A 23,974-nucleotide genomic window follows, 5' to 3' on the forward strand; every position below is an offset into this window, starting at 1 on the left:
GGGCGACCTTCCCGTCTTAGCGTCGAGCTACACGGAAGGGAGGTGGTCCAAGAAGTGATTTCAATTTGGACGCGTGAGGTGACTGCGCGCTAGCGCACCTCGACTGCTCGAGGTCCGCCATCCGGCGCAATCCCAAGCAGTTCACCGCAGCCCGTGGGCCGCGCAGGTCGTCCCCTGCGCACGCCGAGCCGCTCGAACGTGGCGAGGCGAGGCCCACGGGCTGTTCCATGCCCGGCGACCTGTTACCGGCCGATCCCCGCGAGCGCGGTCCTGGCCGGCCTGGTGACTACCGGGTGGCAACACGTCGCCCCTCACGCGACGCGTTGCCACCCGTGCTTCAGGAGAGGCGAAGGGCGGCAGCCTCAGCCGCCAGGGCCTCGATCCGTGACCAGTCCCCTTGGGCCACAGCGTCCTTCGGCGTCAGCCAGGAGCCACCGACACAGCCGACATTGGGCAGCGCGAGCCAGGCGGCGGCCGTCTCGGGGGTGATGCCGCCGGTCGGGCAGAACCGCAGCTGCGGACACGGACCGGAGACCGCCGACAGGTAGGGGCGGCCACCACTGGCCTCGGCCGGGAAGAACTTCATCGCCTCGAGACCGGCCTCGGCGAGGGTCAGCATCTCGGTCAGCGTGCCCGCGCCGGCGAGCAGCGGGAGCCCGCTGGCCAGGGCCGCCTCGAGCAGCCGCGGCGGGGAGCCGGGGGTGACCAGGAACTGCGCGCCCGCGTCCTTGACCTGCTGCACCTGCGCGGGCGTCACCACGGTGCCCGCACCGACGACCATGCCCTCGACCTGCGAGGCCACCGCCTCGATCGCGCCGAGCCCCGCCTCGCTGCGGAGCGTGATCTCGATGACCGGTATGCCGCCGCGCACCAGGGCGCGCGCCAGCGGCACCGCCTGCTCGACGGTGTCGACCACGACGACAGGGATCACCGGGGCCAGGGCGAGGACGTCGGCGCCGTCGCGCAGGGCGGGTCGGCTCGCCACCGGGTCGGTGGACGTCACGCTGGTGGTGGTCATCGGGTCTCCTCCTGGGTCAGGAACGGTGCGGCGTCGGCCTTCTCCCACAGCCGTCCGAGGCTGCCGAAGACGTGGGCCCCCTCGTCGGCCCGGCCGACCGCGCCACGCATGGCCGCGAACAGCTCACGGCCGGTGCCGATGCCTTCCTCGCTGACCCGCGGCGAGGGCACGCGCGCCGCGAACTCGTCCTCGTCGACCAGCACGTCGAGGCGCCCGGTCAGCGAGTCGACCCGCACGACGTCGCCGTCCTGGAGCTTCGAGATCGGCCCGGCGTGCACCGACTCGGGCGTGACGTGGATGGCTGCGGGAATCGCGCCCGACGCCCCACTCATGCGGCCGTCGGTGACCAGCGCCACGGCATACCCGCGCTTCTGGAGCACGCCGAGTGAAGGGGTGAGGGCGTGCAGCTCGGGCATGCCGTTGGCCGAGGGTCCCTGCTCGCGGATGACCACGACGACGTCGCGGTCGAGCTCGCGCCGCGAGAACGCCTGGAGGAAGCCGACCTGGTCGGTGAAGACCCGGGCCGGCGCCTCGACGACCCGGTGCTCGGGCGCCACGGCCGACACCTTGATGACCGCGTGGCCCAGGGTGCCGCCGAGGACCCGCAGGCCACCGTCGACGCTGAACGGGTCGTCAGCCGCCCGCAGCACCTCGGGGTCGCCGGACTCCGTTGGGGCCTCGACGAACTCGAGCCGACCGTCGACCAGCACCGGACGCTGGGTGTAGCGCCGCAGCCCGGGCCCGGCGAGGGTCAGGACGTCTTCGTGGACCAGGCGGTTGTCGATGAGGGTGCGCACGAGGAAGGCCGTGCCGCCGGCCGCGTGGAAGTGGTTCACGTCGGCCGGACCGTTGGGGTAGATGCGGGCGACGGACGGGACGACGGTCGACAGGTCGTCGAAGTCCTCCCACCTGAGGTCGATGCCGGCGGCAGCGGCGATCGAGATGAGGTGCATCGTGTGGTTGGTCGAGCCGCCCGTGGCGAGCAGCGCGACGACGCCGTTGACGATCGCCTTCTCGTCGACGACCTGGCCGATGCCGTAGGGCGCGTCGGAGGCGGCGATCTCGGCGACCCGCACGGTGGTCGCCGCCGTCAGGGCGTCACGCACCGGGTCGTCGGGGTGGATGAACGCCGCACCGGGCAGGTGCAGGCCCATGACGTCCATGAGCATCTGGTTGGAGTTGGCGGTGCCGTAGAAGGTGCACGTGCCGGGCGAGTGGTAGGACGCGACCTCGCTCCCGAGCAGCTCGTCGCGCCCGACCTCACCGGCCGCGTAGGCCTTGCGGGTCTCGGCCTTCTCGGCGTTCGAGCGACCCGAGGCCATCGGACCCGCGGGCACGAGGGCGGTCGGCAGGTGGCCGAACGCCAAGGCGCCGGCGACCAGCCCGGGCACGATCTTGTCGCAGACGCCGAGCATGAGGACGCCGTCGAACACGTCGTGGCTGAGCGCGATGGCGGCCGACATCGCGATGACGTCGCGGCTGAAGAGGCTGAGCTCCATGCCGGCCCGGCCTTGGGTGATGCCGTCGCACATGGCGGGCACACCGCCGGCCACGCGGGCGACGGCGCCGACCTCGCGCGCGGTCTGCTTCATGGCTGCGGGGTAGTGCTCGAACGGCGCGTGGGCCGAGAGCATGTCGTTGTAGGACGTGATGATGCCGAGGCTGACGCCGGTGTCGGCGGCCATCACGGTGCGGTCGCTGCCGCCGCACGCGGCGACCGCGTGGGCGAGGTTGGAGCAGCCGAGGTCGGTGCGCGCGGGGCGCAGGCTCAGCTCGGAGGCAGCGCGCGAGATCCGCTGCAGGTATGCCGTGCGGCTGGCCCGGCTGCGGTCGGTCACCCGCGCGGTGACGTCAGCCACGACGGGGTGGAGGGTGGGTCTCGGAGGGGTCGGTGGAACGGCGGTGTGGTCGGCGGGCGCCATGAGGCTCCTCGGATTCGGCGGTCGGGACGGGGACCGCGCGAACGGCGACACTGACGCGCGCGTGTGATTCCGTTCACAAGTGTGAGGCAGGCCACCCGCTGGTCTCAGACCGTCCCGGGATACGGACGGGTAGGCACGCGCGACCCGGCCGCCGCGCACGAGTGACGGATCGGCGCAGGTCAGACAGGATGAGCGCCATGACGGACTGGATCGAGGACACCATCGAGCGGGTGGAGAACGTCGTCTACCTCGCGGTGGCGGTGATCCTGTTCGCGGTCGCAGCCGTCGTGATCGGCAAGACGGCCCTGACGTTCGGCGACCTGGGCAGCGGCACCGTCGTCGAGGTGGCGGCCGACATCCTCGACCTGCTCCTGCTCGTCTTCATCGTGGTGGAGCTGTTGTTCGCGGTGCGCACGACGCTGAACCGGCGCGAGCTGGTGGCCGAGCCGTTCCTCCTCGTGGGCATCATCGCCTCGATCAAGGAGATCGTCGTCCTGTCGGTGAAGGCCCCCGACCTGCTGGGCAAGCCCGAGTTCGCCGACACGCTCCGGCTGATGGGGCTGCTGTCGGGCACGATCATCCTGCTGGCCCTGGCGTCGTGGCTGCTGCGCCGCAAGGAGCGGGAGCCCAGTGAGGGCGCCAACTCCGGTCACGGCGCCGACGAAGAGGTCCAGAAGGGATCCCAGCCCGACCGAGTCTGACCGCCCTCCTCCGGCGTCGCTCATCCATGCAAAAGGCGAGTTAGCGCCGCTCCGAGCGGCGCTAACTCGCCTTTTGCATGAGATGGCGTCGCTGCTCGGGGGTGGCGACTCGGGCCGGCGGGAGAGCTCAGGGCTGGCGGCGGCTCAGGGTCCAGGCGTCGGCGTCGTCGAGCGAGCCCGGCGCGACGCGGCTGAAGACGAGCCGGTCGTGCAGCCGGTTGCGGCGGCCACCCCAGAACTCGACCTCGTCGCAGACCACCCGGTAGCCGCCCCAGAAGTCGGGGACGGGCACGTCGGTGGGGTCGCCGTGGTCGGGGAACTGCGCGGCATACCTCGCGTAGGCGTCCTCGAGCCCCTGTCTCCCCTCGATGGGCTGGGACTGGCGCGAGGCCCACGCGGAGATCCGCGAGGCCCACGGCCGCGAGCCGAAGTAGCCGGCGACCTCCTCGCGGGTCAGCTGCTCCGCCACCCCACGGAAGCGGATCGCCCGGAACATCGCCGGCCAGGTCAGCGCCGCCGCGATGCCGCCGGTCGCGGCGATCTCCAGGCCCTTGGTCGACTCGGTGCCGGTCACGAAGCCCGGGCCGCGGTCGTCGAAGAACCGCATCAGCACGGTGCGGACGTTGGGTCGCCCGGCGGCGTCGACCGTCGCGACCGAGAGCGCGTAGGGCTCGGGCACGTCGGCCTGCACCTGCGCGCGCGCCACGGCGTCGTCGACCCAGAGCCGGGCCTGCTGCCACGGGGTGGGCGCGACCTCGGCCTCGGAGAGGCCTTCGCCGCTGTAGTCGGTGCGCAGGACGTCGCTCATGCTCGAAGACTAGGCGTCCGAGATTAGGGTGAGGGTCGGACCAGTCAGGGAGGCAGCATGCCCAGCAAAGGCAAGGCAGTCGGCAACCTCGTGAAGTGGGGCATCAAGTACGGCCCCCACGTCGTGGTGCTGGCGCAGCAGGCCAAGGAACCGGCGATGAAGGCCGCCCAGACCGCACTCGACCGGCAGAAGGCCCGGCGCCGCGCGATCGAGCACGCGGCGACGGTGCGCGAGGGGACGGTGCTCAAGACGTTCGACCCGCGCGCCGACCACAGCGAGCCGGTCTGGGTGGTGTTCTCCGGCGACGACCCCATCGCCGCGCACCCCACCTCCACGACGCCGATCGCCGAGCTGATCGCGAACAGCGACCTGTCCACCCGGGTGCGCCCGGCCGACCTCCCCACGCCCGCCGCGCGCCTGAAGGAGCTCCCGCGACGCCGGACCAGGCGCTCCCAGTGACCCTGCTGGCGCCCCTCGCGCCGATGGCCGACGGCGCCCGACGCCAGCTAGCGTCGGCCCTGCGGTCACGGGTCGCCGGCACCGACGCCCAGGTCAAGGCCGAGCGCATCTGGGGCGCCGAAGGACCGCGCTGGTTCACGCCGGACGACCCCATCTGGCGGGTGCACGCCGACGCGGCGATGTTCCCGGGCGGCATCCGCGCCCTGCTGCTCCAGTCGCTGCACCCGCTCGCGATGGCGGGGGTCGCGGGGCACTCGGGCTACCAGGGCGACCCGTGGGGACGGCTCCAGCGCACCAGCGAGTTCCTGGCCACCACGACCTTCGGCACCATCGACCACGCGCAGGAGCAGATCGCCCGGGTCCGCTCGATCCACGACCGGGTGCGCGGCAAGGCGGCCGACGGGCGCCCCTACTCCGCCGCCGACCCGCACCTGCTGGCCTGGGTGCACGCGACCGAGGCCGACAGCTTCCTGACGGCCTACCAGCGCTACGCCGTCACGCCGCTGAGCGACGCGGAGGCCGACCGCTACGTCGAGCAGGGCGGCATCGTCGCGGCCGCCCTGGGGGTGGTCGACCCACCCACCACCGTCGCTGCCCTGCGCGCGACCATCGAGGGCTACCGACCCGAGCTCGAGTCGACCGCCGCGGCGCGCGAGGCGGCGCGCTTCCTGCTCGTCCACCCGCCGCTGCCGCTGGCTGCCAGGCCCGGGTATGCCGCGCTGGCAGCGGGCGCCGTGGCGATGCTCCCGCGGTGGGCGCGTCAGCCGCTGCGGCTGCCGTGGCTCCCGGTGACGGAACGGCTGGTCGGCCGGCCGCTGGGCGGGGTAGCCACCTCGACCGTGCGGTGGGCGATGGCCGACGCGACCGACGAGCGACGTCGGGTCGCCGAACGGCGCGGCAGCTCGGTCTGACCCTCGCGAGAGACCACACAGGTAGGCCGCGTGGCTGAGTCAGCCACGCGGCAAACCTTGCGGTTCAACGGGTTTCAGGCGAGCCGACTGCGCTGCAGGAGTCGGAGACCCACGAGCGCGAAGGGCGAGAACCCGACGAGCACGCAGACGGCAGCCACCAGGGGGCTGGTCGCCCCGAACACCATCAGGCCCGCCACCCCGGTGACGATGAGGCCAAGGGTCCACCAGCCGAGGACGCCCGCGCGGGCCAGGCCGGCCAGCAGCAGCAGAGGGCCGAGCAGGCTCAGCGGCTCGGTGCCGTCCCAGAAGGGCAGCAGCGACCCGGTCTTGAAGCCGCGGAACACCTCGACCGCCTGCTCCGAGCTGAGGTGCGTGCCGGCGGAGGCGTTCCACCAGTCGCTCAGCACCATCCCGGAGACGTTCGCGAAGCCGATGGCGGTGGCGAGTGCCCCGACGACGGCGAGGCGCATGCCGCGTGCTCCACGCACCAGGCTCGGTCCGGCGAGGATGCCGAGCGCGATGACGAGGTTGCCGTAGTGCAGGAAGAGCGCCGAGATCTGGGTCATGGTGGTGTCCCGCGTGAGCGAGGAGATGTAGTCGGCGTCGGCCATGCTCTCCTGCGGCGGCGAGGTGAACATGCCGCCGGCCCAGAGCAGGGGTCCGGCGACGAGGGCGATCCCGCCGGCGATGGCCATGGCCCGGCTGGGCACCCGGCGCTGCGCGCCGAGGTCGGCCTGGCTGGTGGTGGACGAAGTGCGTGTCGTCGTGCTGGTCATGTCGTGTCCTTTGGTGAGGTGGCCGGTCGGCCGTCGCCGTCTCTCGGCGTTGCCCCAACCCTCGGGGCCGGGCACCTCATTGCAGATCCGTCGAGGGGCACCGACCTGTCCTCCCCCGTGAGGCGGAGGAAATCCGGCGGCCGGTCCCCCTCAAGTGGGATACGCGTGCTGGGCGAGCGCCTTACTGTTTTCGCCATGTCTCGAGCCACGGCCCTGCGCGACCACCGCGTGGTGCCCGCCGTCGCGGCCGTGGCGCTCGGCCTGCTCGGTCTGGTGGAGGCGTGGTCCGATCCCGAGTTCCGACCCCACTTCGGGGTGCTCGCGGTCGCCTCCGCCGTGATCGCCGCCGGCTTCGCCGTGGCGGTGCGGTGGCCCGTGGCCGGCGCGTTCGTGGTCGCCTGCTTCTACCCCGTGTCCACCCTGCTGGGTGCCCCCGGGCCGGGCGGCGCCGGGCTCATCGCGTCGCTCGTGGCCACCGCGTATGCCGGCTTCGCGGCTGCTCCGCGGACGTCGCGGATGGCGGTCGTCGCCTCGGTCGGCGTGTTCATCGCGACCGAGGGCCTGCGCAACGGCCTGAGCTGGGACACCGTCTTCTTCCCCGCGGTCTTCGTGCCGGCCTGGTGGGTCGGCACCCTCGTGCGGAGGGAGCGCGAGCGCAGCCGCCAGGTCATCGCGCTCGCCACCGAGCTCGACGCCCGGCGCGAGGCCACGGCCCGCGCGGCGGTGGTCGAGGAGCGGGCGCGGATCGCTCGGGAGGTGCACGACTCGGTGGCGCACTCGGTCAGCGTCATGACGTTGCAGCTCGGCGGGCTGCGCCGGCAGCTCGATGCGGTGCTGGTCGACCACCCGGCCGAGCGCGACGTGCTGCTGGGGCTCGAACGCCTGGGTCGCCAGTCGGTCGAGGAGCTCCGCGCCACCGTGGGCCTGCTCCGCGAGAGGGGCGACGCCGTCGACGGCGCTCCTCCCCCGTCGCTGGCCCGGCTGGAGGACCTGGTGGCGGACGTGCGCGCCACCGGACTGGCCGTCTCGCTCGAGGTGCGGGGCTCGCTGGAGGGGCTGCCCAAGGCACTGGACACCGCGGCATACCGGATCGTGCAGGAGGCGATGAGCAACGTGCTCCGACACGCCCCCGGAGCCAAGGCGTGCGTGCGAGTCATCAACGAGGACAGCGTGGTTCGCCTCACCGTCACCGATGACGGACCCGGGACGGGACACCCCGACGGCCCGGACACCGACCCCACCGCGCGAGGGGGCCACGGCCTGGTCGGGATGAGGGAGCGGGTCGACATGCTCGGGGGAAGCCTGACGGTCGGTCCGGTGCCAGGTGGAGGTTTCGAGGTCGACGTGTGCCTGCCGATCCGGAGGGATTGGGCGTGATCCGGGTGCTGTTGGTGGACGACGAGGCGATGGTGCGCGTCGGGCTGCGCATGGTGTTGAGCGCGGAGCCCGACATCGAGGTCGTCGGCGAGATCGGGGACGGCGAGGGTGCGGAGGCCGCCACGCTCGAGCTCACCCCCGACGTGGTCCTGATGGACGTGCGCATGCCGAGGGTCGACGGGATCGAGGCGGCTCGGCGGGTCATGGCCGCCCGGCCGCAGACCCGCGTGGTCATCCTGACGACGTTCGGCGAGGACGAGTACGTCGAGGGGGCGCTGCGTTCGGGTGTCAGCGGTTTCCTGCTCAAGGTGTCTCCGCCCGAGCAGCTGGTGGCTGCCGTGCGGACGGTCGCCTCGGGCGGTGGGCTGCTCGACCCGTCGGTGACACTGCGGGTGATCGAGCGGTTCGCCGGCGCCCCGACGCCGCGGACCGTGCGGTCCACCGCCCTCGACGCCCTCACCGAGCGGGAACGTGACGTCCTGACCCTGATCGCGCGCGGGTTGTCGAACGCCGAGATCGCCGCCGACCTCTACCTCGGCGAGGCCACCGTCAAGACGCACGTCTCCAATGTGCTGATGAAGCTCGGGCTGCGCGACCGGGTGCAGGCGGTCGTGGCGGCCTACGAGCTCGGCCTGGTCGCGCCGGGGAGCCCCGGCTAGGGCGTGGGGTGGCGCGAGTCGTAACGCACGAAACCCGGTTGGAGCCGGGCGAGCACGACGATCGCCAGGACGCAGGCGAACCCACCGACCACGGCGGTGCGCGCCTCCCCGATGCCGTTGGCGAGGAAGCCGCCGGCCATCTCGCCGAGCCTGGGCCCACCCGCCACGACGACGATGAACACGCCCTGCAGCCGCCCGCGCAGGTGGTCGGGGGTGGCCGCCTGCAGGATCGTGGTGCGGAAGACGGCACTGACCGAGTCGGACGCCCCGGCGACGGCCATCGCCACCAGCCCCAGCCACAGCGCCGCACCCCGCGACAGCATCCCACCCGCGGCGAGCATCGCGGCACCGAACCCGGCGATCGCGAACCCCCAGCCCACGATCGACACGAGGATCGCGAGGCCCTGCCGTCGCACGTGGCCGAGCTGACCGGAGAAGAACATCGCCAGGATCCCGCCGACGGCAGCGGCGGCCGACAGCGCGCCGACCGTCTTGGCCCCGCCACCGAAGATCAGCGCACCCGCCGCAGGGAACAGCACCCGCGGCTGGGCCAGCAGCATGGCGCAGATGTCGGCGACGAAGGTCATGCGCACGTTGGGTCGCGTCGTCAGGAACGCGAACCCGTCGAGCACCGAGCGCAGCCCCGGACGGGTGGGAGCGGCGCCCTCCTCGGGCTCCGGCGGCAGGGACGGCAGCCTCGCCAGGCCCCACAGGGCGGCGGTCGTGATGAGGGCGTCCGCGGTGTAGGCGGCCTTGAAACCGCCCCAGTCGACGAGGACGCCGGCCAGCAGCGGCCCGACGGTCATCGACGCGCTCATCGCGAACACCGACAACGCGTTCGCCGCGGGGAGCAGGTCGCGCTCGAGGATGCGCGGGTAGATCGACGACCGGGCCGCCGACGAGACCGCGAAGGCCCCGTTCCACAACCCGACCAACGCATAGAGCACCCAGACGTGGGTGTTGCCCAGCCAGGCCTGCAGGGCACACAGGAGGCTGGACCCGAAGCCGACGGCCTGCCCGATCAGCCCGACCTTGCGTCGGTCGAAGTGGTCGACGAGCGTGCCGCCGTACAGACCCATGAAGACCAGCGGCACCAGGGCGCACAGCCCGACGAGGCCGACCGCCGCCGTGGAGCGGGTGATCTCGTAGACCTGCAACCCGATCGCGACCACGGCCATCTGCGAGCCGACGTTCGAGAGGGTGAACCCGGCATACAGTCGCCGGTACGGCGCGTTGTCCCGCAAGGGAGTCAGGTCGAGGAGCAACGGCACGAAGCGACTGTATGCCGCGTCGTCACGACCGCGCCGCCGGGTGCCGTAGCGTCGGGTCCATGGACCCCCGCGCCCGGATCGCCTTGCTCATCGACGCCGACAACTCCTCAGCCACGAAGATCGACCTGATCCTCAACGAGCTCAGCGCCTACGGCGAGACCAGCATCCGACGCGCGTACGGCAACTGGACCAAGGCAGGGCTGCGACCGTGGGCCGACGTCCTGCACCCGCGGGCTATCCGGCCGGTGCAGCAGTACGACTACAGCCGCGGCAAGAACGCCAGCGACATGGCGATGGTCGTCGACGCGATGGCCCTGCTCTACAACGACCACCCTGACGCGTTCGGGATCGTCTCGTCCGACGCCGACTTCACGCCGCTGGTGATGCACCTGCGCGAGAAGGGTGCTGCCGTCTACGGGTTCGGCGAGCGCAAGACGCCTGAGCCGTTCCGCTCGGCCTGCACGAAGTTCCTCTTCCTCGACCAGCTGGCCGAACCCGACGAGGTCGCTGACACCTCCGTGTCGCCCGACGCCCCCTCCCAGACTGCAGACGCCCCGACCGAGCCCGCGGCCGGCGGACGCACCAAGAAGGCCACCGCCGCCCGGGCGGTGGCCAAGAAGGGCGCCACCAAGGATGCGGCGAAGGCTGCTCCCAAGGCGGAGCCCAGCCCGGCCCGCCGGACCACGGCGGAGCTGCGCCAGGACAACGGACTCGTGCGGCTGCTGCGCAACGCCGTCTCCCGCGCCGCCGACGACGACGGCTGGGCGAGCGTCGGCGCGGTCGGCAACAGCATCTCGAACCAGTCGTCCTTCGACTCCCGCAACCACGGCTATGCGTCCCTGAGCAAGCTGCTCAAGGCCACCGAGCTGTTCGAGGTCCGCACCGTCGGCAACACCATGTCGGTGCGCGACAAGCGCCAGGCCCGCAAGGCCTAGCGCGTTCGGTCATTCGGCGACCTTGAGACCGAGCTCGTGGGCCAGCGCCGGGCCGAGGTCGATCAGCTGGAGCGCGGACACCGTGGCCCCACGCAGCCCCGCCACCCCGCGCGGCCCCGCGAGGTCGGCGCCGGTGAGGTCGACGTCCTTGAAGGTGCCCTTGGTGAAGTCGGGTGAGACCAGCCGGCACCCCTCGAACGACACCCTCGTCAGCGTGGCCTCGCCGAAGTCGGCCTCCACCAGCTGGCAGTCGACGAACTCGACGTCGAGCAGCGTCGCACCCCTCAGGTTGAGGAACTCGACCTTGCACCCCTCGAACCGCACCCGGGCCAGCTCCGACCCGTGGAACGCCACCGCCCCAAGCCGCGCACCCTGCACGAGGCAGTCGGCCCACGTCGACTCGGCGAGGTCGAGGCCTGCTCCGTGCACGGCATACAGGCTGGTCTCGGAGAACCGCGCGCGAGGGGCGCGCAGCTCGCTGAGGTCACACCGCTGGAAGGTGCACTCGAGGAACCGCGCACCGCCCGCCGAGGAGCCGCTGAGGTCGTCGGTGAAGACCTCTCCGTCGTAGTCCGTCTCGGCCTTGAGCATCGGCCCATAGTGGCCCATCGGGCAGACAGTGCAGAATGAACCCGCCAGTAGGAATGTGGGCGCCCCACCGGGCTGCCCCCACCGACACCAGAATGCCGAGAGGACACCGATGTCCGACAGCGACTTCAAGCCGGGCCTCGAGGGCGTCATCGCCTTCGAGTCAGAGATCGCCGAACCCGACAAGGAAGGCGGTTCGCTGCGCTACCGCGGCGTCGACCTCAAGGACCTCGTCGGCAAGGTCAGCTTCGGGCAGGTCTGGGGACTGCTGGTCGACAACGAGTTCGACCCCGGCCTCCCCCCGGCCGAGCCGTTCCCGCTGCCCGTGCACACCGGCGACATCCGCGTCGACGCCCAGTCCGCGATCGCCCAGCTCGCGCCGCTCTGGGGCTTCCAGCCCCTGCTGGACATCTCCCCCGAGCAGGCCCGGGACGACCTGGCCCGCGCGTCGGTGATGATCCTGTCCTTCATCGCGCAGTCGGCCCACGGCCAGCACAGCCCGATGGTGCCCCAGGCCCGCGTCGACGAGGGCCGCACGATCGTCGAGCGCTTCATGATCCGCTGGCGCGGCGAGCCCGATCCCAAGCACGTCGAGGCGATCGACTCCTACTTCACCTCCGCGGCCGAGCACGGCATGAACGCCTCGACCTTCACCGCCCGGGTGATCGCCTCGACGGGTGCCGATGTGGCTGCCTGCCTGTCGGGCGCGATCGGCGCCCTGTCCGGCCCGCTCCACGGTGGCGCCCCCTCCCGCGCGCAGCACATGATCGAGGGCGTCGAGCGCACCGGCGACGCCCGGGCCTACGTCAAGGACGTCCTCGACCGCGGCGAGCGCCTGATGGGCTTCGGCCACCGCGTCTACCGCGCCTACGACCCGCGGGCGGCCGTCCTGCGCGACACCTGCAAGCGACTCGGAGCCCCGCGCTACGAGGTGGCCCTCGAGCTCGAGCAGGCTGCGCTCACCGAGCTGCGCGAGCGCCAGCCCGACCGCGTCCTGGAGACGAACGTCGACTACTGGGCCGCCGTGCTGCTCGACTTCGCCGACGTCCCCGGCGACATGATGACGCCGCTGTTCGTGTCGGCGCGCACCGCCGGCTGGTCGGCGCACATCCTCGAGCAGAAGAAGACCGGCCGCCTCATCCGTCCGTCCGCGCGCTACATCGGCGAGGGCCCGCGCGGGCTCGACGCCGTCAAGGGCTACCAGGGCTGAGCCCCGGCCCCCAGCCCCCAGCCCCGGCCCCCAGCCCCGGTTCGAGGTATTTCGCTACCGGGATCTGGTCGCCGAATACCTCGAACGGAGGGCATCCGCCGTGCTGCGTCCCGGGTGGTGGACCTCACGTCCCACGCCTCGGGACGGGGTGAGAGACTGACCGCGTGACCGAGACTGCGACGCCCACGATCCCCGCCGACCTGCTGCCCAAGGACGGCCGGTTCGGCTCCGGGCCCTCCAAGGTGCGACCCGAGCAGGTCGACTACCTCGCCAGCCTGGGGACCACCTTGCTCGGCACCTCGCACCGCCAGGCCCCGGTGAAGAACCTCGTCGGCGCGGTCCGGGAGGGCCTGTCGGAGCTGTTCAGCCTGCCCGAGGGCTACGAGATCATCCTCGGCAACGGTGGCTCGACGGCCTTCTGGGACATCGCCGCGTTCGGGCTGGTGCGCGAGCGCGCCCAGCACCTGGCCTTCGGCGAGTTCTCCTCGAAGTTCGCGTCGGTGACGCAGAACGCGCCCTTCCTCGGCGACTCCACGGTCATCAAGGCCGACCCGGGCACGCTGGCCGCCCCGCGCGCCGAGGCCGGAGTCGACGTCTACGCCTGGCCGCACAACGAGACCTCCACCGGCGTGATGGCTCCGGTCACGCGCGTCGAGGGGGCCGACGACGGCGCCCTCGTGCTGGTCGACGCGACCTCGGGCGCAGGTGGGCTGCCGGTCGACGTCGCCGAGTCGGACGTCTACTACTTCGGCCCGCAGAAGTGCTTCGCGGCCGACGGTGGCCTGTGGCTCGCAGCCTTCTCCCCCGCAGCGCTCGCCCGGGTCGACGAGATCGCCGCATCGGGTCGCTGGGTGCCCGACTTCTTCAGCCTGCCGACGGCCGTGACCAACAGCCGCCTCAACCAGACCTACAACACGCCCGCCCTCGGCACCCTCGCGCTGCTGCGCAGCCAGGTGGACTGGATCAACGGCCAGGGCGGACTCGACTGGGCCGTGAAGCGCACCGCCGACTCCAGCGGACGCCTGTACGACTGGGCCGAGCGCAGCGCCTACACGACGCCGTACGTGGCGGACCCGGCCGCGCGCTCGCAGGTGGTGGCCACCATCGACTTCGCCGACGAGGTGGACGCGAGCGCCATCGCCAAGACGCTGCGGGCCCACGGCGTGGTCGACGTCGAGCCCTACCGCAAGCTGGGGCGCAACCAGCTCCGGGTGGCGACCTTCCCCGCCGTGGATCCCGAGGACGTGTCGGCCCTGATTGCGTGCATTGAGCACGTTGTGGGCTGATTTCCTGCTCATTTTCCGGTGTGAGCAGCACCTCGACGCGTAACCTCGAGCCGAACCACTCGTTGACCCTCATGTGACCCTGGTGGACACCCCACGGTCGAGACAGCGACGTCGAGGAGCCGGACGATGACACGCACGATGCGACTGCCATGGCGGACTGCCGCCGGAGCCGTGCCGGCAATCGTCCTCGTCGCGGGCGGGATCGCCCTCGCCGCGACCGGTGGCAACCCGGCGACCGACATCGTCGCCGACTCGTCGCCGCTGGTCACCGTGCCCGACACCGCGCTAAACCGGCTCGAAGCGCCCGTGCTGCCGTCGCTGCCCGAGCTCCCGGCCCCGGCCGAGGCCGGCCCCACGCCGCTCTACGAGCCTGCGGGGCTGCCCTCGTCGATGAGCGCCAACGGCATTCCCGCCGCCGCCCTCGCCGCCTACCGCCGGGCCGCCACCATCGTGGACGCCGCCGACGCGGAGTGCCGCATCGACTGGGCGCTGATCGCCGCCATCGGCAAGGTCGAGTCCAACCACGGGCGCTACGGCGGGAACGGCATCGACCGGGACGGTACGGTCCGCCCCGGCATCTACGGCATACCCCTGAACGGCAGCAACAACACCGCGACCATCCACGACACCGACGGCGGCGCGTACGACCGCGACGTCACGTGGGACCGCGCCGTCGGGCCGATGCAGTTCATCCCCGGCACCTGGCGCGTGGTCGGCGTGGACGCCAACGGTGACGGCCGCAAGGACCCGCAGAACATCGCCGACGCCGCGACGGCCACCGCCGTCTACCTCTGCTCCGGCCCCGGCGACCTCAGCACCGACTCCGGAGCGCGTTCGGCCGTGCTTCGCTACAACCACAGCGACGCCTACGCCGACCAGGTGCTGGCGATCGCCGCCGGCTACCGCGGTGGCTACACCGTCGTACCCGGCTCCGACCTCAGCGAGTCGCAGCGCAACGGCTCCCCGTACCTCCCGTCCGGCGAGCCGCGGCCGATGGCGAGCTACGACCCGGTGCAGGCCTCCCAGCCCGCTGCGGGGTCGTCGTCCAAGCCCGGCGGATCGGCCGCGAAGCCCGGCAGTGGCGGGACCAGCGGCGGCACGGGTGGTTCGTCCAGCCCGACGCCCACGCCCTCGGCGACCAGTGGCGGCTCCGGCACCGGCGTGGTGGGCGGGATCGTGGGTGGCGTCGTCGGTGGCATCACGGGGAGCACCCCCACGCCGACCCCGACACCCACACCCACGCCGAGCAGCACGACGCCGACCCCGACCACACCGCCCCTGCCGTTGACGGTGCTGCCGGTCGGCGGCAAGTGCCCCGCCGGCTACGACCCGGGCCTCAACGCCCTGGGCATCGTCATCACCTGCACCCTGCACCAGTAACCCGTTACCCCTGACCCCCGCCCCCGGGCCACCCGCGCGTCGCTATCTCATGCAAAAGGCGAGTTAGCGCCGGGGTGGGCGGCGCTAACTCGCCTTTTGCATGAGAGGGCGACGGGTCAGCGCAGGAAGCTGGCGACCACCGCGGCGGCGACGACGATGACGAGCACCGCGATCGTCACGCGGCGCCGGAAGACCGGCGTCACCGAGCCGCCTCGGGCACCGGCTCCGAGACCTCGGGCTGCGGGAGGGTGCGGATCCGGATGCGCGGGCGACGCTGGGACTCGTAGGTCACCTGCACATTCTCGTGCCTGGCCATCCAGACCGACACCACCACCAGGGTGATCCCGATCGCGATGGTGCCGATGCCGATCGTCCAGCGCGGACCCCAGACGTCGCCGATCCAGCCGATGAGGGGCGCGCCGAGCGGGGTGCCGCCCATGAAGATCGCCATGTAGAGCGCCATCACCCGACCTCGCATCGCCGGGTCGACGCTGAGCTGGACCATGGCGTTCGCGGTCGTCAGCGCGGTGAGCGCGGACAGGCCCACCGGCACCAGGGCCAGGGCGAAGAGCGCGTAGCTGGGCGCCATCGCGGCCAGCCCGCTCGAGATGGTGAAGCCGACCAGCGCGACGAGCAGGATCCGCAGCCGCGGCTTGGCCCGGCGGGCGGACAGCAGCGCGGCGGTGAGCGACCCGATCGCCATCACCGAGCCGAGCAGGCCGTACTCCTCGGGGCCCTTGCCGAACTCCTTGGTGGCCATCAGCGCGGTGGTGATCTGGAAGTTCATGCCGAACGTGCCGAGCACGAAGACCAGCACCATGACGAGCTGGATGTCGGGGCGACTGCGGACGTAGGCGACGCCCTCCCGGATGGCGCCCTTGCCGCGGGCCAGGGCGGGGGCGGGCCGCAGCTCGCTGCGCCGCATCGACGCGAGCGCGAGCAGCACCGCCACGAAGGTCAGCGTGTTGAGCATCAGGGTCCAGCCGGTGCTGAACGCCGCGATGGTCAGTCCTGCCACGCCGGGGCCGACCAGTCGGCCGGCGTTGAACGACGCGCTGTTGAGCGACACGGCGTTGGCGAGGCGGTCGCGGGGCACCATCTCGGAGACGAAGGTCTGGCGGGCCGGGTTGTCGACGGCAGTGGCGACGCCGGTGAACAGCGCGATGCCGTAGACCATCCAGAGCTCGGCGGCGCCGCTGACGACCAGCAGGCCGAGGGCCAGCGACGACAGTGCGAGAGAGGTCTGGGTGATCGCCAGGATCCGACGCTTGGGGTAGCGGTCGGCGATCATGCCGGCCCACGGGGCGAGCAGCAGGAACGGCAGGAACTGAAGCCCGGTCACGATGCCCAGTGCTGAGGACGAGTGGTTGGTCAGCTCGGTGAGCACCAGCCAGTCCTGGGCGACCCGGCCCATCCACGTGCCGATGTTGGAGATGAACGCACCAGCGGCGTAGATGCGGTAGTTGCGGACGTCGAGCGAGGAGAAGGTCGGGCTCACTCGTTGGCCACCCGGGTGAGGATGGCCGAGGCCTGGCGCAGGATGTCCTGGTCCTCGGCGGTGAGACGACCGACGCGGACGGACATCCAGGCGTCGCGCTTGCGGCGGATGTCCTTGAGCAGGGTGGTCGCCTCGCGACTGAGCGACAGGAACACCTGGCGGCGGTCGGCGGGGTCAGCGGTGCGCTCGACGAGCCCGCGCTCGACCAGGGCGGCAACGGTGCGGGTCATGCTGGGCGCGCTCACCTTCTCGATCTCCGCGAGCTCGCTCGGGGTGCGCGGCGCCTCCTCGAGGCGGCAGAGCACCGAGAACTGGTGCGGCGCAACAACATGCGTGCTCTCGAACCGCACCCGGCGGCTGATGCGCATGCAGGCAAGTCGCAGCTCACCGGCGAGGGCGAAGACGGCGGAGGGCGAGAGACCAGCGTCAGCAGCGCGGCGCGCGCGTGCGGGGGGTGGGGTCATGGTTCTCTCCTTGTCGATACTTAGCATAACTCATTACCTGTGCTAAGTATTTCTGGTCCACGGGCGCACCACCAGAGACAGGTATGCCGCGTGGCCCCCTCACGGGGCCACGCGGCATACCTGCGTTGCGGGTCTGGGCGGGGCTGGGGGTCAGCCCACGCCGAGGACCTCCTTGATCGGGGTGATCGCGAAGTAGAGGAGGAACAGGGCCGACACGGTCCACAGCAGCGGGTGGATCACCGAGGCCTTGCCGCGCACCACCTTGATCAGGGTGTACATGACGAAGCCGGCGCCGATGCCCACGGTGATGGAGTAGGTGAACGGCATGAGGACGATCGTCAGGAACGCCGGCACCGCGATGTCGAGGTCGTCCCAGTCGATGCCCTTGACCTGCTGCATCATGAGGAAACCGACGACCACGAGCGCCGGGGTGGCGGCCTCGTAGGGGACCACCTTGACCAGCGGGGCGAGGAACGTGGCGAACAGGAACATCACGCCGGTCACGACCGACGCGAGACCGGTGCGGGCGCCCTCGCCGACACCGGCAGCCGACTCGATGTAGGACGTGTTCGACGAGACGGACCCCGCGCCACCGGCGATCGCGGCGACCGAGTCGACGAGCAGGATCTTGTCGGAGTTCGGGGGGTTGCCGTGCTCGTCGAGCAGGTTGCCCTCGGCGCCGACCGCGACCATCGTGCCCATCGTGTCGAAGAAGTCGGCGAGCAGGAGGGTGAAGACCAGCAGCAGCGCCGCGACGAAGCCGAGCTTGTCGAAGGACCCGAGCAGGTTGAAGTTGCCGATGAGGGAGAAGTCGGGGACGTCGACGACCTGGTCAGGCAGCGCGGGCACGTTGAGGCCCCAGCCGGCCGGGTTGACGAACTTGCCGGTGGCGTCGAACTGGCCGCCGATGTTGCCGATCGCCTCGACGATGATCGCCAGGACGGTGCCACCGAGGATGCCGTAGAGGATGGCGGCCTTCACCTTGCGGACCATCATGATGACGATCGCCAGGAACCCGAGGACGAAGACGAGCAGCGGCCAGCCGTTGAGCGTGCCGCCGATGCCGAGCTCCACCGGGACGGGGCCGGTGCCGGTGCGACGCACGAAACCGGCGTCGACCAGGCCGATGATCGTGATGAACAGGCCGATGCCCACCGAGATCGCGGTCTTCAGCTGGCCGGGGATCGCCCTGAACACGGCCTGCCGGAACCCGGTCAGCACGAGCACGAGGATGATCACACCCTCGATGACGATCAGGCCCATGGCGTCGGCCCAGGTCATCTCGGGCAGCTTGGCGATGCCGAAGGTGACGAAGGCGTTGAGGCCGAGGCCGGTCGCGAGCGCGAGTGGGTAGTTCGCGACGATGCCCATGAGCAGGGTCATCACCCCGGCGACGAGGGCCGTGCCCGCCGCGACGAGGGTCTGCGCCTTGACGATGTCACCACCGCCCAGGAACTGGCCGACCCCGTCCTGCTGGGTGCCGATGATCAGCGGGTTGAGGACCACGATGTACGCCATCGTGAAGAAGGTGACCAACCCACCGCGGACCTCACGGCTGAGGGTCGAGCCACGCTCGGTGATCCGGAAGAAGCCGTCGAGTCCACCGGACCTGGCCGGGGAGGGACGTTGCGCCGCCTTGGGCGGGGATGAGGGCTTGGCCATGAGCAGCAGGGTAGGGCCTGCGTGTTTCCGAATCGTGAAGGCTACGCTGCCCGCATGAGCGAGTCGCAGGGTCGGGCCCGACCGGGCACGGAGGGGGAGCCTGAGGCCGAGCTGGAGCCGCTCGCCGTCAGCACTGCCCGCGTCGTGCTCTGGGGCGAGCTCGCCTGGGTCGTGGCGCTGGCCGTCATCCTCGCCGTCCCGTCACTGCACGAGGGCGAGCGCGACTGGTGGCCCTGGGTCCCGGTCGCCGGCATCGCGCTGGGCCTGATCGGGTTCTCGTACGTGCGCCGCGGTCGCGGCAACGCCGCCGGCGCCCAGTAGCACCACCCTCGCGGGCCCCCGGCCGCACTGGCGTCGGCGCGCGGAGCAGCGCTGGTTGGCACGGCCACCGGCTGCGTGGTCACCGTGCCAACCAGCCCCTCCTACATCCCCCCTGCAGCCGTTCGTCCGGCGCGGTCCCTCACCGGCAGACACACGGTCACCGGCAGGACCGCCCCTGAGGAGCAGGCCGGGACCAGAGTGCCCCCACCGAGCCGTCCGTGTGGAGCCCTGGACGCGTTTCTGCCGGGATTACTGCCGCTCTGCCGGGGTCTCGTCGCCCCACTCCCACTGCATGCCGAAGACGCCCACCAGGTCCTGGAAGCAGACCTGGACACTCCCGTCGGGGTCGACCTGGATCCGCCCCTGCCGCTCCGCGGTGGTGGCCGACGTCCCCCGCATCGACCACAGCCGCTCCGGCACCCGCCCCATGAACCGCACGATCATGGCCCCGAGCTGCAGCGGTGAGGTCGAGGCGAACATCCACTCACGCTCCACGACGTCGCCGACCGGCTCGACGCCGCTGAAGTCGACCGAGTACTCCACCACGAAGGGTCCCGTCTGGGCCTGGCGCGGATCGGGGCGGATGGCCAGCGCGGCCATGTCGCCGTGGACGAAGAAGTCGTCCAGGACGCCGCCGGTCACCACCTCGAACCGGACCGTGGAGAGGTCGAAGGGCAGCCCACTGGTGAGCTTCCAGACCACGGGCGGACCCGATGCGCTCATCGGCTCGTGGGCGTGCACGTAGCGAAGGAGCTGTGGCAGGCGGTTCGCCCCGACGGTGAGGTGGCAGATCGCCGTCGACATCTGGCCGCCGTCCTGCGGCGTGCGAGTGCCCATCCGTCGGTAGAGCACCTCCCAGTCGGGGATGCCGATAGCGTCTGGGGTGATCTGGGCAGCGCTCCCCGTCCACCGTTCCACCAGGCGGGCGCGGTGGGTCTCGCCGTAGGCGAGCACGGTGGCGATGCGGCGCAGCGACTCGTGCTGGGGGCGACCCACGGCGCCGCCTTCGATGGCTCGGACGGTCCGCTCGCTGACACCGGACTGCTCGGCCAGTCGCGACTGCGAGATGCCCCTCGCCTGCCGCAGCTCCCGGATCGAGCTCCAGTCGCGCGGCAGCGCGATTCCGCGCTCTCGATCTCCCTTGGGCGGAGGCACCTGGCTCAGCTCTGCCCGTCAGACGAGGTCGTAGGCGATCTCGTCCACGATGGGCTGCCCGACCGACATCGGCTCGGCGGGCTCGGCGTCGACCTCGGAGTGGGCGCCGCAGCCGTGGTCAAGACTTACGACGCGACCGTCGGAAGGTGACCAGGCGTTGGCGCACACGCCGAAAAAAGAGCGAAGTGCACCGGCCATCGGGAGGAAGTAGCCGCACGACGAACAGGGCGCAGGAGCCTTCTCGGCGACATCGGCGTGCGGGCCGCTCTCCCCCTCGTACCACCGCTGTGCCGCGGCCTCACGACCCTCGGCCGACAGCACGCGCTTGCGGCCCAGACCCAGCTCGTAGGCGGCCAGCTCGTCGACCTCCTCGTCACCGGTCGCCTCGAACCCGGGCTCGAGCAGCGGGTCGTCCTCCTTGTAGGGGAGCACGTCGCCCGCGCCGAGGTCGCCGGGAGCCAGCCGATCGGCATACGGGAGCCACTCGGGCGAGAGCAGTGCTCCGTCACCCGGGACCAGGTTGGTCTCGCACACCGTCGCCACCTTGCCGCGCGGCACGCGGGCGATGGTGATCGCCCAGCGCCAGCCCGGGTAGGAGCTCGCGGTGCACGCGAAGTAGTGGGTGGCGAGCCGCTCGTCGTCCATCTCCATGCCGAGGTGGTCGCCGACGGTGCCGCGCTCCGCGATCGACTCGGCGGCCTCGCGGGCGAGGTCGACGGCTGCGGCGAGGACTGCGTCCGCCTTGAAGGCAGCCATCACGGGTCGATCTGGTCGGCGAGGAAGCGCAGGACGGCTGCGAGCTTGGTGGCGTGGTCCTTCTCGGGACGTCGGCCGCGGCGCAGCGAGTTGGACGCGTTGTCGAGCAGCTTGATGGCGTCCTCGACCAGCGGCGCGAGGTCCTCGGGGGACTTGCGCGACGCCTCGCGCTTGCCGGCCGTGACGGTCGGGGCGGCCTCGAGCAGGGTTACCTGCAGCGCCTGCGTGCCGCGACGGCCCTCGGCCACGCTGAACTCCACGCGGGTGCCGCCCTTGAGCGTCGCGACGCCCTCGGGAAGAGCGTTCGCGTGCAGGAACACGTCGCTTCCGTCGTCGTCGGAGATGAAGCCGAAGCCCTTCTCCGCGTCATACCACTTGACCTTGCCAGTAGGCACTTGACTTCCTCTTGCCTCGAAAAAAGTGTGTGGTGCGCCCATGCGCACTCGCAAGGTTATCGGGTGCGTCCAAATCCTTTTGAGTGTTGTCGGTGGCGTGGGGGAGGATTCACCGGTGAGCGAGCAGTCGACGTCGGGGCACAGCATCCGTGAGTTCTGGGGAGAGCTCCCTCCCGCGGGGCGCTGGCTGCTGTCGACGGTCGCGGTGCAGACCCTCGGCAGGGGCCTGACGCTGCCCTTCACGGTGATCTACCTGCACGAGGTGCGCGGCATCTCGCTCGACCTCGCCGGGCTGCTGATGGCCTTCATCGCCGTCGTCGCGCTGGCGGTCACCGGCCCGGCCGGCGCCCTCACCGACCGCCTGGGCGCCCGCACCATGCTGCTCTGGGGCACGTCCGCGCAGCTCGTCGGCTGCGTCGTGCTGGCCTTCGCCACCACGCCGCTGGTGGTCGCGGTCGGGTTCCTGTTCCTCGGGTTCAACTTCGGGGTCTCGTGGCCGGCCTTCAACGCCCTGGTCGCGGCCGTGGTCACGGGGCAGGCGCGGCAGCAGTACTTCGGCATCAACTTCGCGCTGGTCAACCTCGGCATCGGGTTGGGCGGGGTGATCGGTGGGCTCTACGCCGACGTCGACAACCCGACGTCGTTCACGGTGATCTTCCTGGCCGACGCGGTCAGCATGCTGGTGCCGATCGGGCTCCTGCTGGGGCCCCTGCGTCACGTGCACGGCCGGGCCGAGAAGCCGGAGGACGCGGAGGTGGGCGAGGGCTCCTACCTGGCGATCCTGCGCAAGCCGGCCGTGCTGTGGCTGACGCTGATGACCTTCCTCGGCGTGTTCATCGGCTACGGCCAGATGGAGGCCGGCTTCCCTGCGTTCGCCCGTCAGGTCAGCGACGTCTCGACGGGGGTCATCGGGTTCGCCTTCGCCGTCAACACCGCCGTGATCGTCGGCCTGCAGTTCTTCGTGCTGCGCCGGATCAGCGGCAAGCGACGCACGCGGGTGCTGATCGTGATGGTCGCCCTGTGGTCGGTGGCCTGGATCGTGCTGGGCCTCACCGGACTCGTGAGCGGCACGGTGGCGGCCTCCGCCGGGGTGCTGCTCTTCCACGCGCTGTTCGCCCTCGGCGAGACGTTGCTCCAGCCGACCATCCCGGCGATCACCAACGACATGGCCCCCGACCACCTGCGAGGCCGCTACAACGCGGTCAACGCCGGCGCGTTCCAGGCCGGCACGATCCTCGGCCCGGTGGTGGCTGGGTTCATGCTCAACCACGAGTGGTCGACCGGTTTCGTGGCGATGATCGTGGCCGGCTGCGGGGTGATGGTGGTGCTGTCGCTGACCTTGGAGCGCCGGATCACCCCGTTCGTCAACGGGCTTCAGGACGAGGCGTCGACGCCCACCGCCGTGCCGACCTCCGAGTCGTCCGAGACGACCGAGCCGTCCTTGGCCGACCCGCGCCTCAGCTGAGCGAGGCCGGCTCGATCCCCCACCGGGCCGACCAGGAGTCGCCGGGTGCGAGCACGACCAGGCCCTCCCCGGTGTTGAAGGCGTTGGCGGGGCACGACATGGGCTCGACGGCGATGCCGCGCACTCCGTCGACCCCGGTGTCCTTGCCCTTCGCGGTGAAGACCTGCGCCCAGTCGAGCGACCCGTCACCCCAGACGCAGACGTCGCCCGTCCCGAGACCTCCGACGACGACCTCCCACCCGCCGTCGTCCCGGGTGCGGGTCAGGTCGGTGAAGGCGGTGTCGAGGGCCGTGGCGCCGAGCTTCCGCCGCGTGCGGAAGTCGACCTCGGGTCGCACCGCGGCGGTCCCGGTCGGGACCAGCTGCTCGTCGACCAGCACCTCGAGCCCGGCCGGGATGGTGAGCTCGACCTCCGCCAACGGGGTGTCCCCGAGGGCGACGTAGGGGTGGGCTCCGAAGCCGAAGGGGGCCGCCCTGTCGCCCACGTTCGACGCGTGCACGCTGACGACCAGCCCGTGCGGCTCGAGGACGTAGTTGACGCTGAGGTCCAGGGTCGCGTCCCAGCCCGGCTGGGGGTGCAGGCGGGTGCGCACGGTGAGCGCCGACCAGTCGTCGGCGTGCCAGTGCAGCTGCCAGGTGGCCCAGCGCACCAGGCCGTGGCTGGCGTTGTGCAGCAAGGGCTCGCTGAGGCCGAGCTGGAGGTCCGACCCCTCGAACGAGTACTTCCCGTCGCGGATCCGGTTGGGCCAGGGCATGAGCACCTGTCCGCGACCCGCGCGGCATACCTCGTCGTCGGCGTAGCCGGCCACGACGTCGGTGCCGTCGACGCGGTAGGTGCGCAGGCCGCCGCCCACCTCCACGACGGTGGCCTCCTGGCGCCCGTCCCGAAGGGTCCACTGCTCGCCGCTGGGAGAGGTCGTCACGCCGCTCACGCTAGTGCGGCCGTCAATGCACCGTC

The 23,974-nt window shown here is 71.5% G+C and carries 24 protein-coding genes; 11 read left to right on the forward strand and 13 right to left on the reverse strand.

Going from position 1 to position 23,974, the window contains the following annotated elements; all coding sequences use genetic code 11:
* Positions 1-337 precede the first annotated feature (337 nt).
* Both eda and edd read right to left on the reverse strand, forming a co-directional pair.
* Positions 338-1,018, reverse strand: coding sequence for a bifunctional 4-hydroxy-2-oxoglutarate aldolase/2-dehydro-3-deoxy-phosphogluconate aldolase (eda, locus tag AC1DWJ_RS08225; RefSeq protein WP_477620505.1), 681 nt, complete (start codon positions 1,016-1,018; stop codon positions 338-340).
* A complete protein-coding gene (edd, locus tag AC1DWJ_RS08230) occupies positions 1,015-2,877 on the reverse strand; it encodes a phosphogluconate dehydratase (protein WP_477620506.1) in 1,863 nt (620 codons plus the stop codon). Before edd ends, eda begins: the two co-directional genes overlap by 4 nt.
* 260 nt (positions 2,878-3,137) lie before the next feature.
* Here edd and AC1DWJ_RS08235 point away from each other — a divergent pair, with 260 nt between their 5' ends.
* Positions 3,138-3,641, forward strand: a complete 504-nt coding sequence (locus tag AC1DWJ_RS08235) for a phosphate-starvation-inducible PsiE family protein (protein WP_477620507.1) — start codon at positions 3,138-3,140, stop codon at positions 3,639-3,641.
* 127 nt (positions 3,642-3,768) lie between these two features.
* On the opposite strand, the gene pdxH is transcribed toward AC1DWJ_RS08235, so the two are convergent.
* Positions 3,769-4,449, reverse strand: a complete 681-nt coding sequence (gene pdxH, locus AC1DWJ_RS08240; RefSeq protein ID WP_477620508.1) for a pyridoxamine 5'-phosphate oxidase — start codon at positions 4,447-4,449, stop codon at positions 3,769-3,771.
* Positions 4,450-4,506: 57 nt separating this feature from the next.
* Here pdxH and AC1DWJ_RS08245 point away from each other — a divergent pair, with 57 nt between their 5' ends.
* Positions 4,507-4,908 (forward strand): hypothetical protein, encoded by a 402-nt coding sequence (locus AC1DWJ_RS08245; protein ID WP_457254678.1) that lies wholly within the window; start codon positions 4,507-4,509, stop codon positions 4,906-4,908.
* 23 nt (positions 4,909-4,931) lie between these two features.
* The gene (locus AC1DWJ_RS08250) at positions 4,932-5,819 is read left to right on the forward strand and encodes an oxygenase MpaB family protein (RefSeq protein WP_457254856.1); all 888 of its coding nucleotides are present in this window, start codon (positions 4,932-4,934) and stop codon (positions 5,817-5,819) included.
* A gap of 74 nt (positions 5,820-5,893) precedes the next feature.
* Here the strand turns inward: AC1DWJ_RS08250 and AC1DWJ_RS08255 are convergent, their stop codons facing one another.
* Positions 5,894-6,595 carry a hypothetical protein gene (locus AC1DWJ_RS08255; RefSeq protein ID WP_477620509.1) on the reverse strand — a complete coding sequence of 234 codons (702 nt, stop codon included), beginning with the start codon at positions 6,593-6,595 and terminating at the stop codon, positions 5,894-5,896.
* Positions 6,596-6,790: 195 nt separating this feature from the next.
* Here AC1DWJ_RS08255 and AC1DWJ_RS08260 point away from each other — a divergent pair, with 195 nt between their 5' ends.
* Both AC1DWJ_RS08260 and AC1DWJ_RS08265 read left to right on the forward strand, forming a co-directional pair.
* A complete protein-coding gene (locus AC1DWJ_RS08260) occupies positions 6,791-7,972 on the forward strand; it encodes a sensor histidine kinase (RefSeq protein WP_477620510.1) in 1,182 nt (393 codons plus the stop codon).
* Entirely contained in the window at positions 7,969-8,631 is a 663-nt protein-coding gene (locus AC1DWJ_RS08265; RefSeq protein WP_477620511.1) for a response regulator, read from the forward strand. Before AC1DWJ_RS08260 ends, AC1DWJ_RS08265 begins: the two co-directional genes overlap by 4 nt.
* On the opposite strand, the gene AC1DWJ_RS08270 is transcribed toward AC1DWJ_RS08265, so the two are convergent.
* Positions 8,628-9,902, reverse strand: a complete 1,275-nt coding sequence (locus AC1DWJ_RS08270) for an MFS transporter (protein ID WP_477620512.1) — start codon at positions 9,900-9,902, stop codon at positions 8,628-8,630. The genes AC1DWJ_RS08265 and AC1DWJ_RS08270 overlap by 4 nt on opposite strands.
* Positions 9,903-9,961: 59 nt before the next feature.
* Between AC1DWJ_RS08270 and AC1DWJ_RS08275 the strand changes: the two genes are divergently transcribed.
* Complete coding sequence (locus AC1DWJ_RS08275; protein ID WP_477620513.1) at positions 9,962-10,837, forward strand: NYN domain-containing protein; 876 nt, start codon at positions 9,962-9,964, stop codon at positions 10,835-10,837.
* A gap of 9 nt (positions 10,838-10,846) precedes the next feature.
* Here AC1DWJ_RS08275 and AC1DWJ_RS08280 read toward each other — a convergent pair whose 3' ends face one another.
* Positions 10,847-11,446, reverse strand: coding sequence for a pentapeptide repeat-containing protein (locus tag AC1DWJ_RS08280; protein WP_477620514.1), 600 nt, complete (start codon positions 11,444-11,446; stop codon positions 10,847-10,849).
* Between the two features lie 91 nt (positions 11,447-11,537).
* On the opposite strand from AC1DWJ_RS08280, the gene AC1DWJ_RS08285 reads away from it, so the two are divergent.
* From AC1DWJ_RS08285 to AC1DWJ_RS08295, 3 genes are all read left to right on the forward strand, one after another.
* Positions 11,538-12,635 carry a citrate synthase 2 gene (locus AC1DWJ_RS08285; RefSeq protein WP_457254682.1) on the forward strand — a complete coding sequence of 366 codons (1,098 nt, stop codon included), beginning with the start codon at positions 11,538-11,540 and terminating at the stop codon, positions 12,633-12,635.
* A 164-nt stretch (positions 12,636-12,799) separates the two neighbouring features.
* Complete coding sequence (gene serC, locus AC1DWJ_RS08290; RefSeq protein WP_457254684.1) at positions 12,800-13,921, forward strand: phosphoserine transaminase; 1,122 nt, start codon at positions 12,800-12,802, stop codon at positions 13,919-13,921.
* A 126-nt stretch (positions 13,922-14,047) separates the two neighbouring features.
* Positions 14,048-15,301, forward strand: a complete 1,254-nt coding sequence (locus tag AC1DWJ_RS08295) for a lytic transglycosylase domain-containing protein (protein WP_457254685.1) — start codon at positions 14,048-14,050, stop codon at positions 15,299-15,301.
* 199 nt (positions 15,302-15,500) lie between these two features.
* Here the strand turns inward: AC1DWJ_RS08295 and AC1DWJ_RS08300 are convergent, their stop codons facing one another.
* The 3 genes from AC1DWJ_RS08300 to AC1DWJ_RS08310 form a co-directional block, all read right to left on the reverse strand.
* On the reverse strand, positions 15,501-16,799 hold the full coding sequence (locus AC1DWJ_RS08300) for an MFS transporter (RefSeq protein ID WP_477620515.1): 1,299 nt from the start codon (positions 16,797-16,799) through the stop codon (positions 15,501-15,503).
* Positions 16,796-17,263 carry a MarR family winged helix-turn-helix transcriptional regulator gene (locus tag AC1DWJ_RS08305; protein ID WP_457254688.1) on the reverse strand — a complete coding sequence of 156 codons (468 nt, stop codon included), beginning with the start codon at positions 17,261-17,263 and terminating at the stop codon, positions 16,796-16,798. Before AC1DWJ_RS08305 ends, AC1DWJ_RS08300 begins: the two co-directional genes overlap by 4 nt.
* A gap of 150 nt (positions 17,264-17,413) precedes the next feature.
* Positions 17,414-18,925: an NCS2 family permease gene (locus tag AC1DWJ_RS08310; protein WP_477620516.1), complete on the reverse strand. Its 1,512-nt coding sequence runs from the start codon at positions 18,923-18,925 to the stop codon at positions 17,414-17,416.
* Between the two features lie 54 nt (positions 18,926-18,979).
* Between AC1DWJ_RS08310 and AC1DWJ_RS08315 the strand changes: the two genes are divergently transcribed.
* Positions 18,980-19,246, forward strand: coding sequence for a DUF2530 domain-containing protein (locus AC1DWJ_RS08315; protein ID WP_457254690.1), 267 nt, complete (start codon positions 18,980-18,982; stop codon positions 19,244-19,246).
* 249 nt (positions 19,247-19,495) lie between these two features.
* Here the strand turns inward: AC1DWJ_RS08315 and AC1DWJ_RS08320 are convergent, their stop codons facing one another.
* Genes AC1DWJ_RS08320 through AC1DWJ_RS08330 form a run of 3 tightly spaced genes read right to left on the reverse strand, consistent with a single transcriptional unit; the run spans position 19,496 to position 21,552 of the window.
* On the reverse strand, positions 19,496-20,401 hold the full coding sequence (locus tag AC1DWJ_RS08320; protein WP_457254691.1) for a helix-turn-helix domain-containing protein: 906 nt from the start codon (positions 20,399-20,401) through the stop codon (positions 19,496-19,498).
* Positions 20,402-20,419: 18 nt separating this feature from the next.
* Entirely contained in the window at positions 20,420-21,157 is a 738-nt protein-coding gene (locus AC1DWJ_RS08325) for a DUF3027 domain-containing protein (protein ID WP_457254692.1), read from the reverse strand.
* The gene (locus AC1DWJ_RS08330) at positions 21,157-21,552 is read right to left on the reverse strand and encodes a cold-shock protein (RefSeq protein ID WP_056922210.1); all 396 of its coding nucleotides are present in this window, start codon (positions 21,550-21,552) and stop codon (positions 21,157-21,159) included. Before AC1DWJ_RS08330 ends, AC1DWJ_RS08325 begins: the two co-directional genes overlap by 1 nt.
* A gap of 115 nt (positions 21,553-21,667) precedes the next feature.
* On the opposite strand from AC1DWJ_RS08330, the gene AC1DWJ_RS08335 reads away from it, so the two are divergent.
* Positions 21,668-23,017: an MFS transporter gene (locus AC1DWJ_RS08335; RefSeq protein ID WP_477620517.1), complete on the forward strand. Its 1,350-nt coding sequence runs from the start codon at positions 21,668-21,670 to the stop codon at positions 23,015-23,017.
* On the opposite strand, the gene AC1DWJ_RS08340 is transcribed toward AC1DWJ_RS08335, so the two are convergent.
* Positions 23,010-23,939, reverse strand: coding sequence for an aldose 1-epimerase family protein (locus AC1DWJ_RS08340; protein ID WP_457254695.1), 930 nt, complete (start codon positions 23,937-23,939; stop codon positions 23,010-23,012). The two genes, AC1DWJ_RS08335 and AC1DWJ_RS08340, sit on opposite strands and share 8 nt — an antisense overlap.
* Positions 23,940-23,974: the final 35 nt, after the last annotated feature.

The sequence above is a fragment of the Pedococcus sp. P2_D7 genome (genome assembly GCF_056404295.1).

Excerpts from the sequence above, each read along its gene's own strand:
- eda (WP_477620505.1), bottom strand. The coding sequence starts at position 1,018 with ATGACCACCACCAGCGTGACGTCCACCGACCCGGTGGCGAGCCGACCC.
- AC1DWJ_RS08235 (WP_477620507.1), top strand. The coding sequence starts at position 3,138 with ATGACGGACTGGATCGAGGACACCATCGAGCGGGTGGAGAACGTCGTC.
- pdxH (WP_477620508.1), bottom strand. The coding sequence starts at position 4,449 with ATGAGCGACGTCCTGCGCACCGACTACAGCGGCGAAGGCCTCTCCGAG.
- AC1DWJ_RS08245 (WP_457254678.1), top strand. The coding sequence starts at position 4,507 with ATGCCCAGCAAAGGCAAGGCAGTCGGCAACCTCGTGAAGTGGGGCATC.
- AC1DWJ_RS08250 (WP_457254856.1), top strand. The coding sequence starts at position 4,932 with ATGGCCGACGGCGCCCGACGCCAGCTAGCGTCGGCCCTGCGGTCACGG.
- AC1DWJ_RS08255 (WP_477620509.1), bottom strand. The coding sequence starts at position 6,595 with ATGACCAGCACGACGACACGCACTTCGTCCACCACCAGCCAGGCCGAC.
- AC1DWJ_RS08260 (WP_477620510.1), top strand. The coding sequence starts at position 6,791 with ATGTCTCGAGCCACGGCCCTGCGCGACCACCGCGTGGTGCCCGCCGTC.
- AC1DWJ_RS08275 (WP_477620513.1), top strand. The coding sequence starts at position 9,962 with ATGGACCCCCGCGCCCGGATCGCCTTGCTCATCGACGCCGACAACTCC.
- AC1DWJ_RS08280 (WP_477620514.1), bottom strand. The coding sequence starts at position 11,446 with ATGGGCCACTATGGGCCGATGCTCAAGGCCGAGACGGACTACGACGGA.
- AC1DWJ_RS08285 (WP_457254682.1), top strand. The coding sequence starts at position 11,538 with ATGTCCGACAGCGACTTCAAGCCGGGCCTCGAGGGCGTCATCGCCTTC.
- AC1DWJ_RS08295 (WP_457254685.1), top strand. The coding sequence starts at position 14,048 with ATGACACGCACGATGCGACTGCCATGGCGGACTGCCGCCGGAGCCGTG.
- AC1DWJ_RS08305 (WP_457254688.1), bottom strand. The coding sequence starts at position 17,263 with ATGACCCCACCCCCCGCACGCGCGCGCCGCGCTGCTGACGCTGGTCTC.
- AC1DWJ_RS08310 (WP_477620516.1), bottom strand. The coding sequence starts at position 18,925 with ATGGCCAAGCCCTCATCCCCGCCCAAGGCGGCGCAACGTCCCTCCCCG.
- AC1DWJ_RS08315 (WP_457254690.1), top strand. The coding sequence starts at position 18,980 with ATGAGCGAGTCGCAGGGTCGGGCCCGACCGGGCACGGAGGGGGAGCCT.
- AC1DWJ_RS08325 (WP_457254692.1), bottom strand. The coding sequence starts at position 21,157 with ATGGCTGCCTTCAAGGCGGACGCAGTCCTCGCCGCAGCCGTCGACCTC.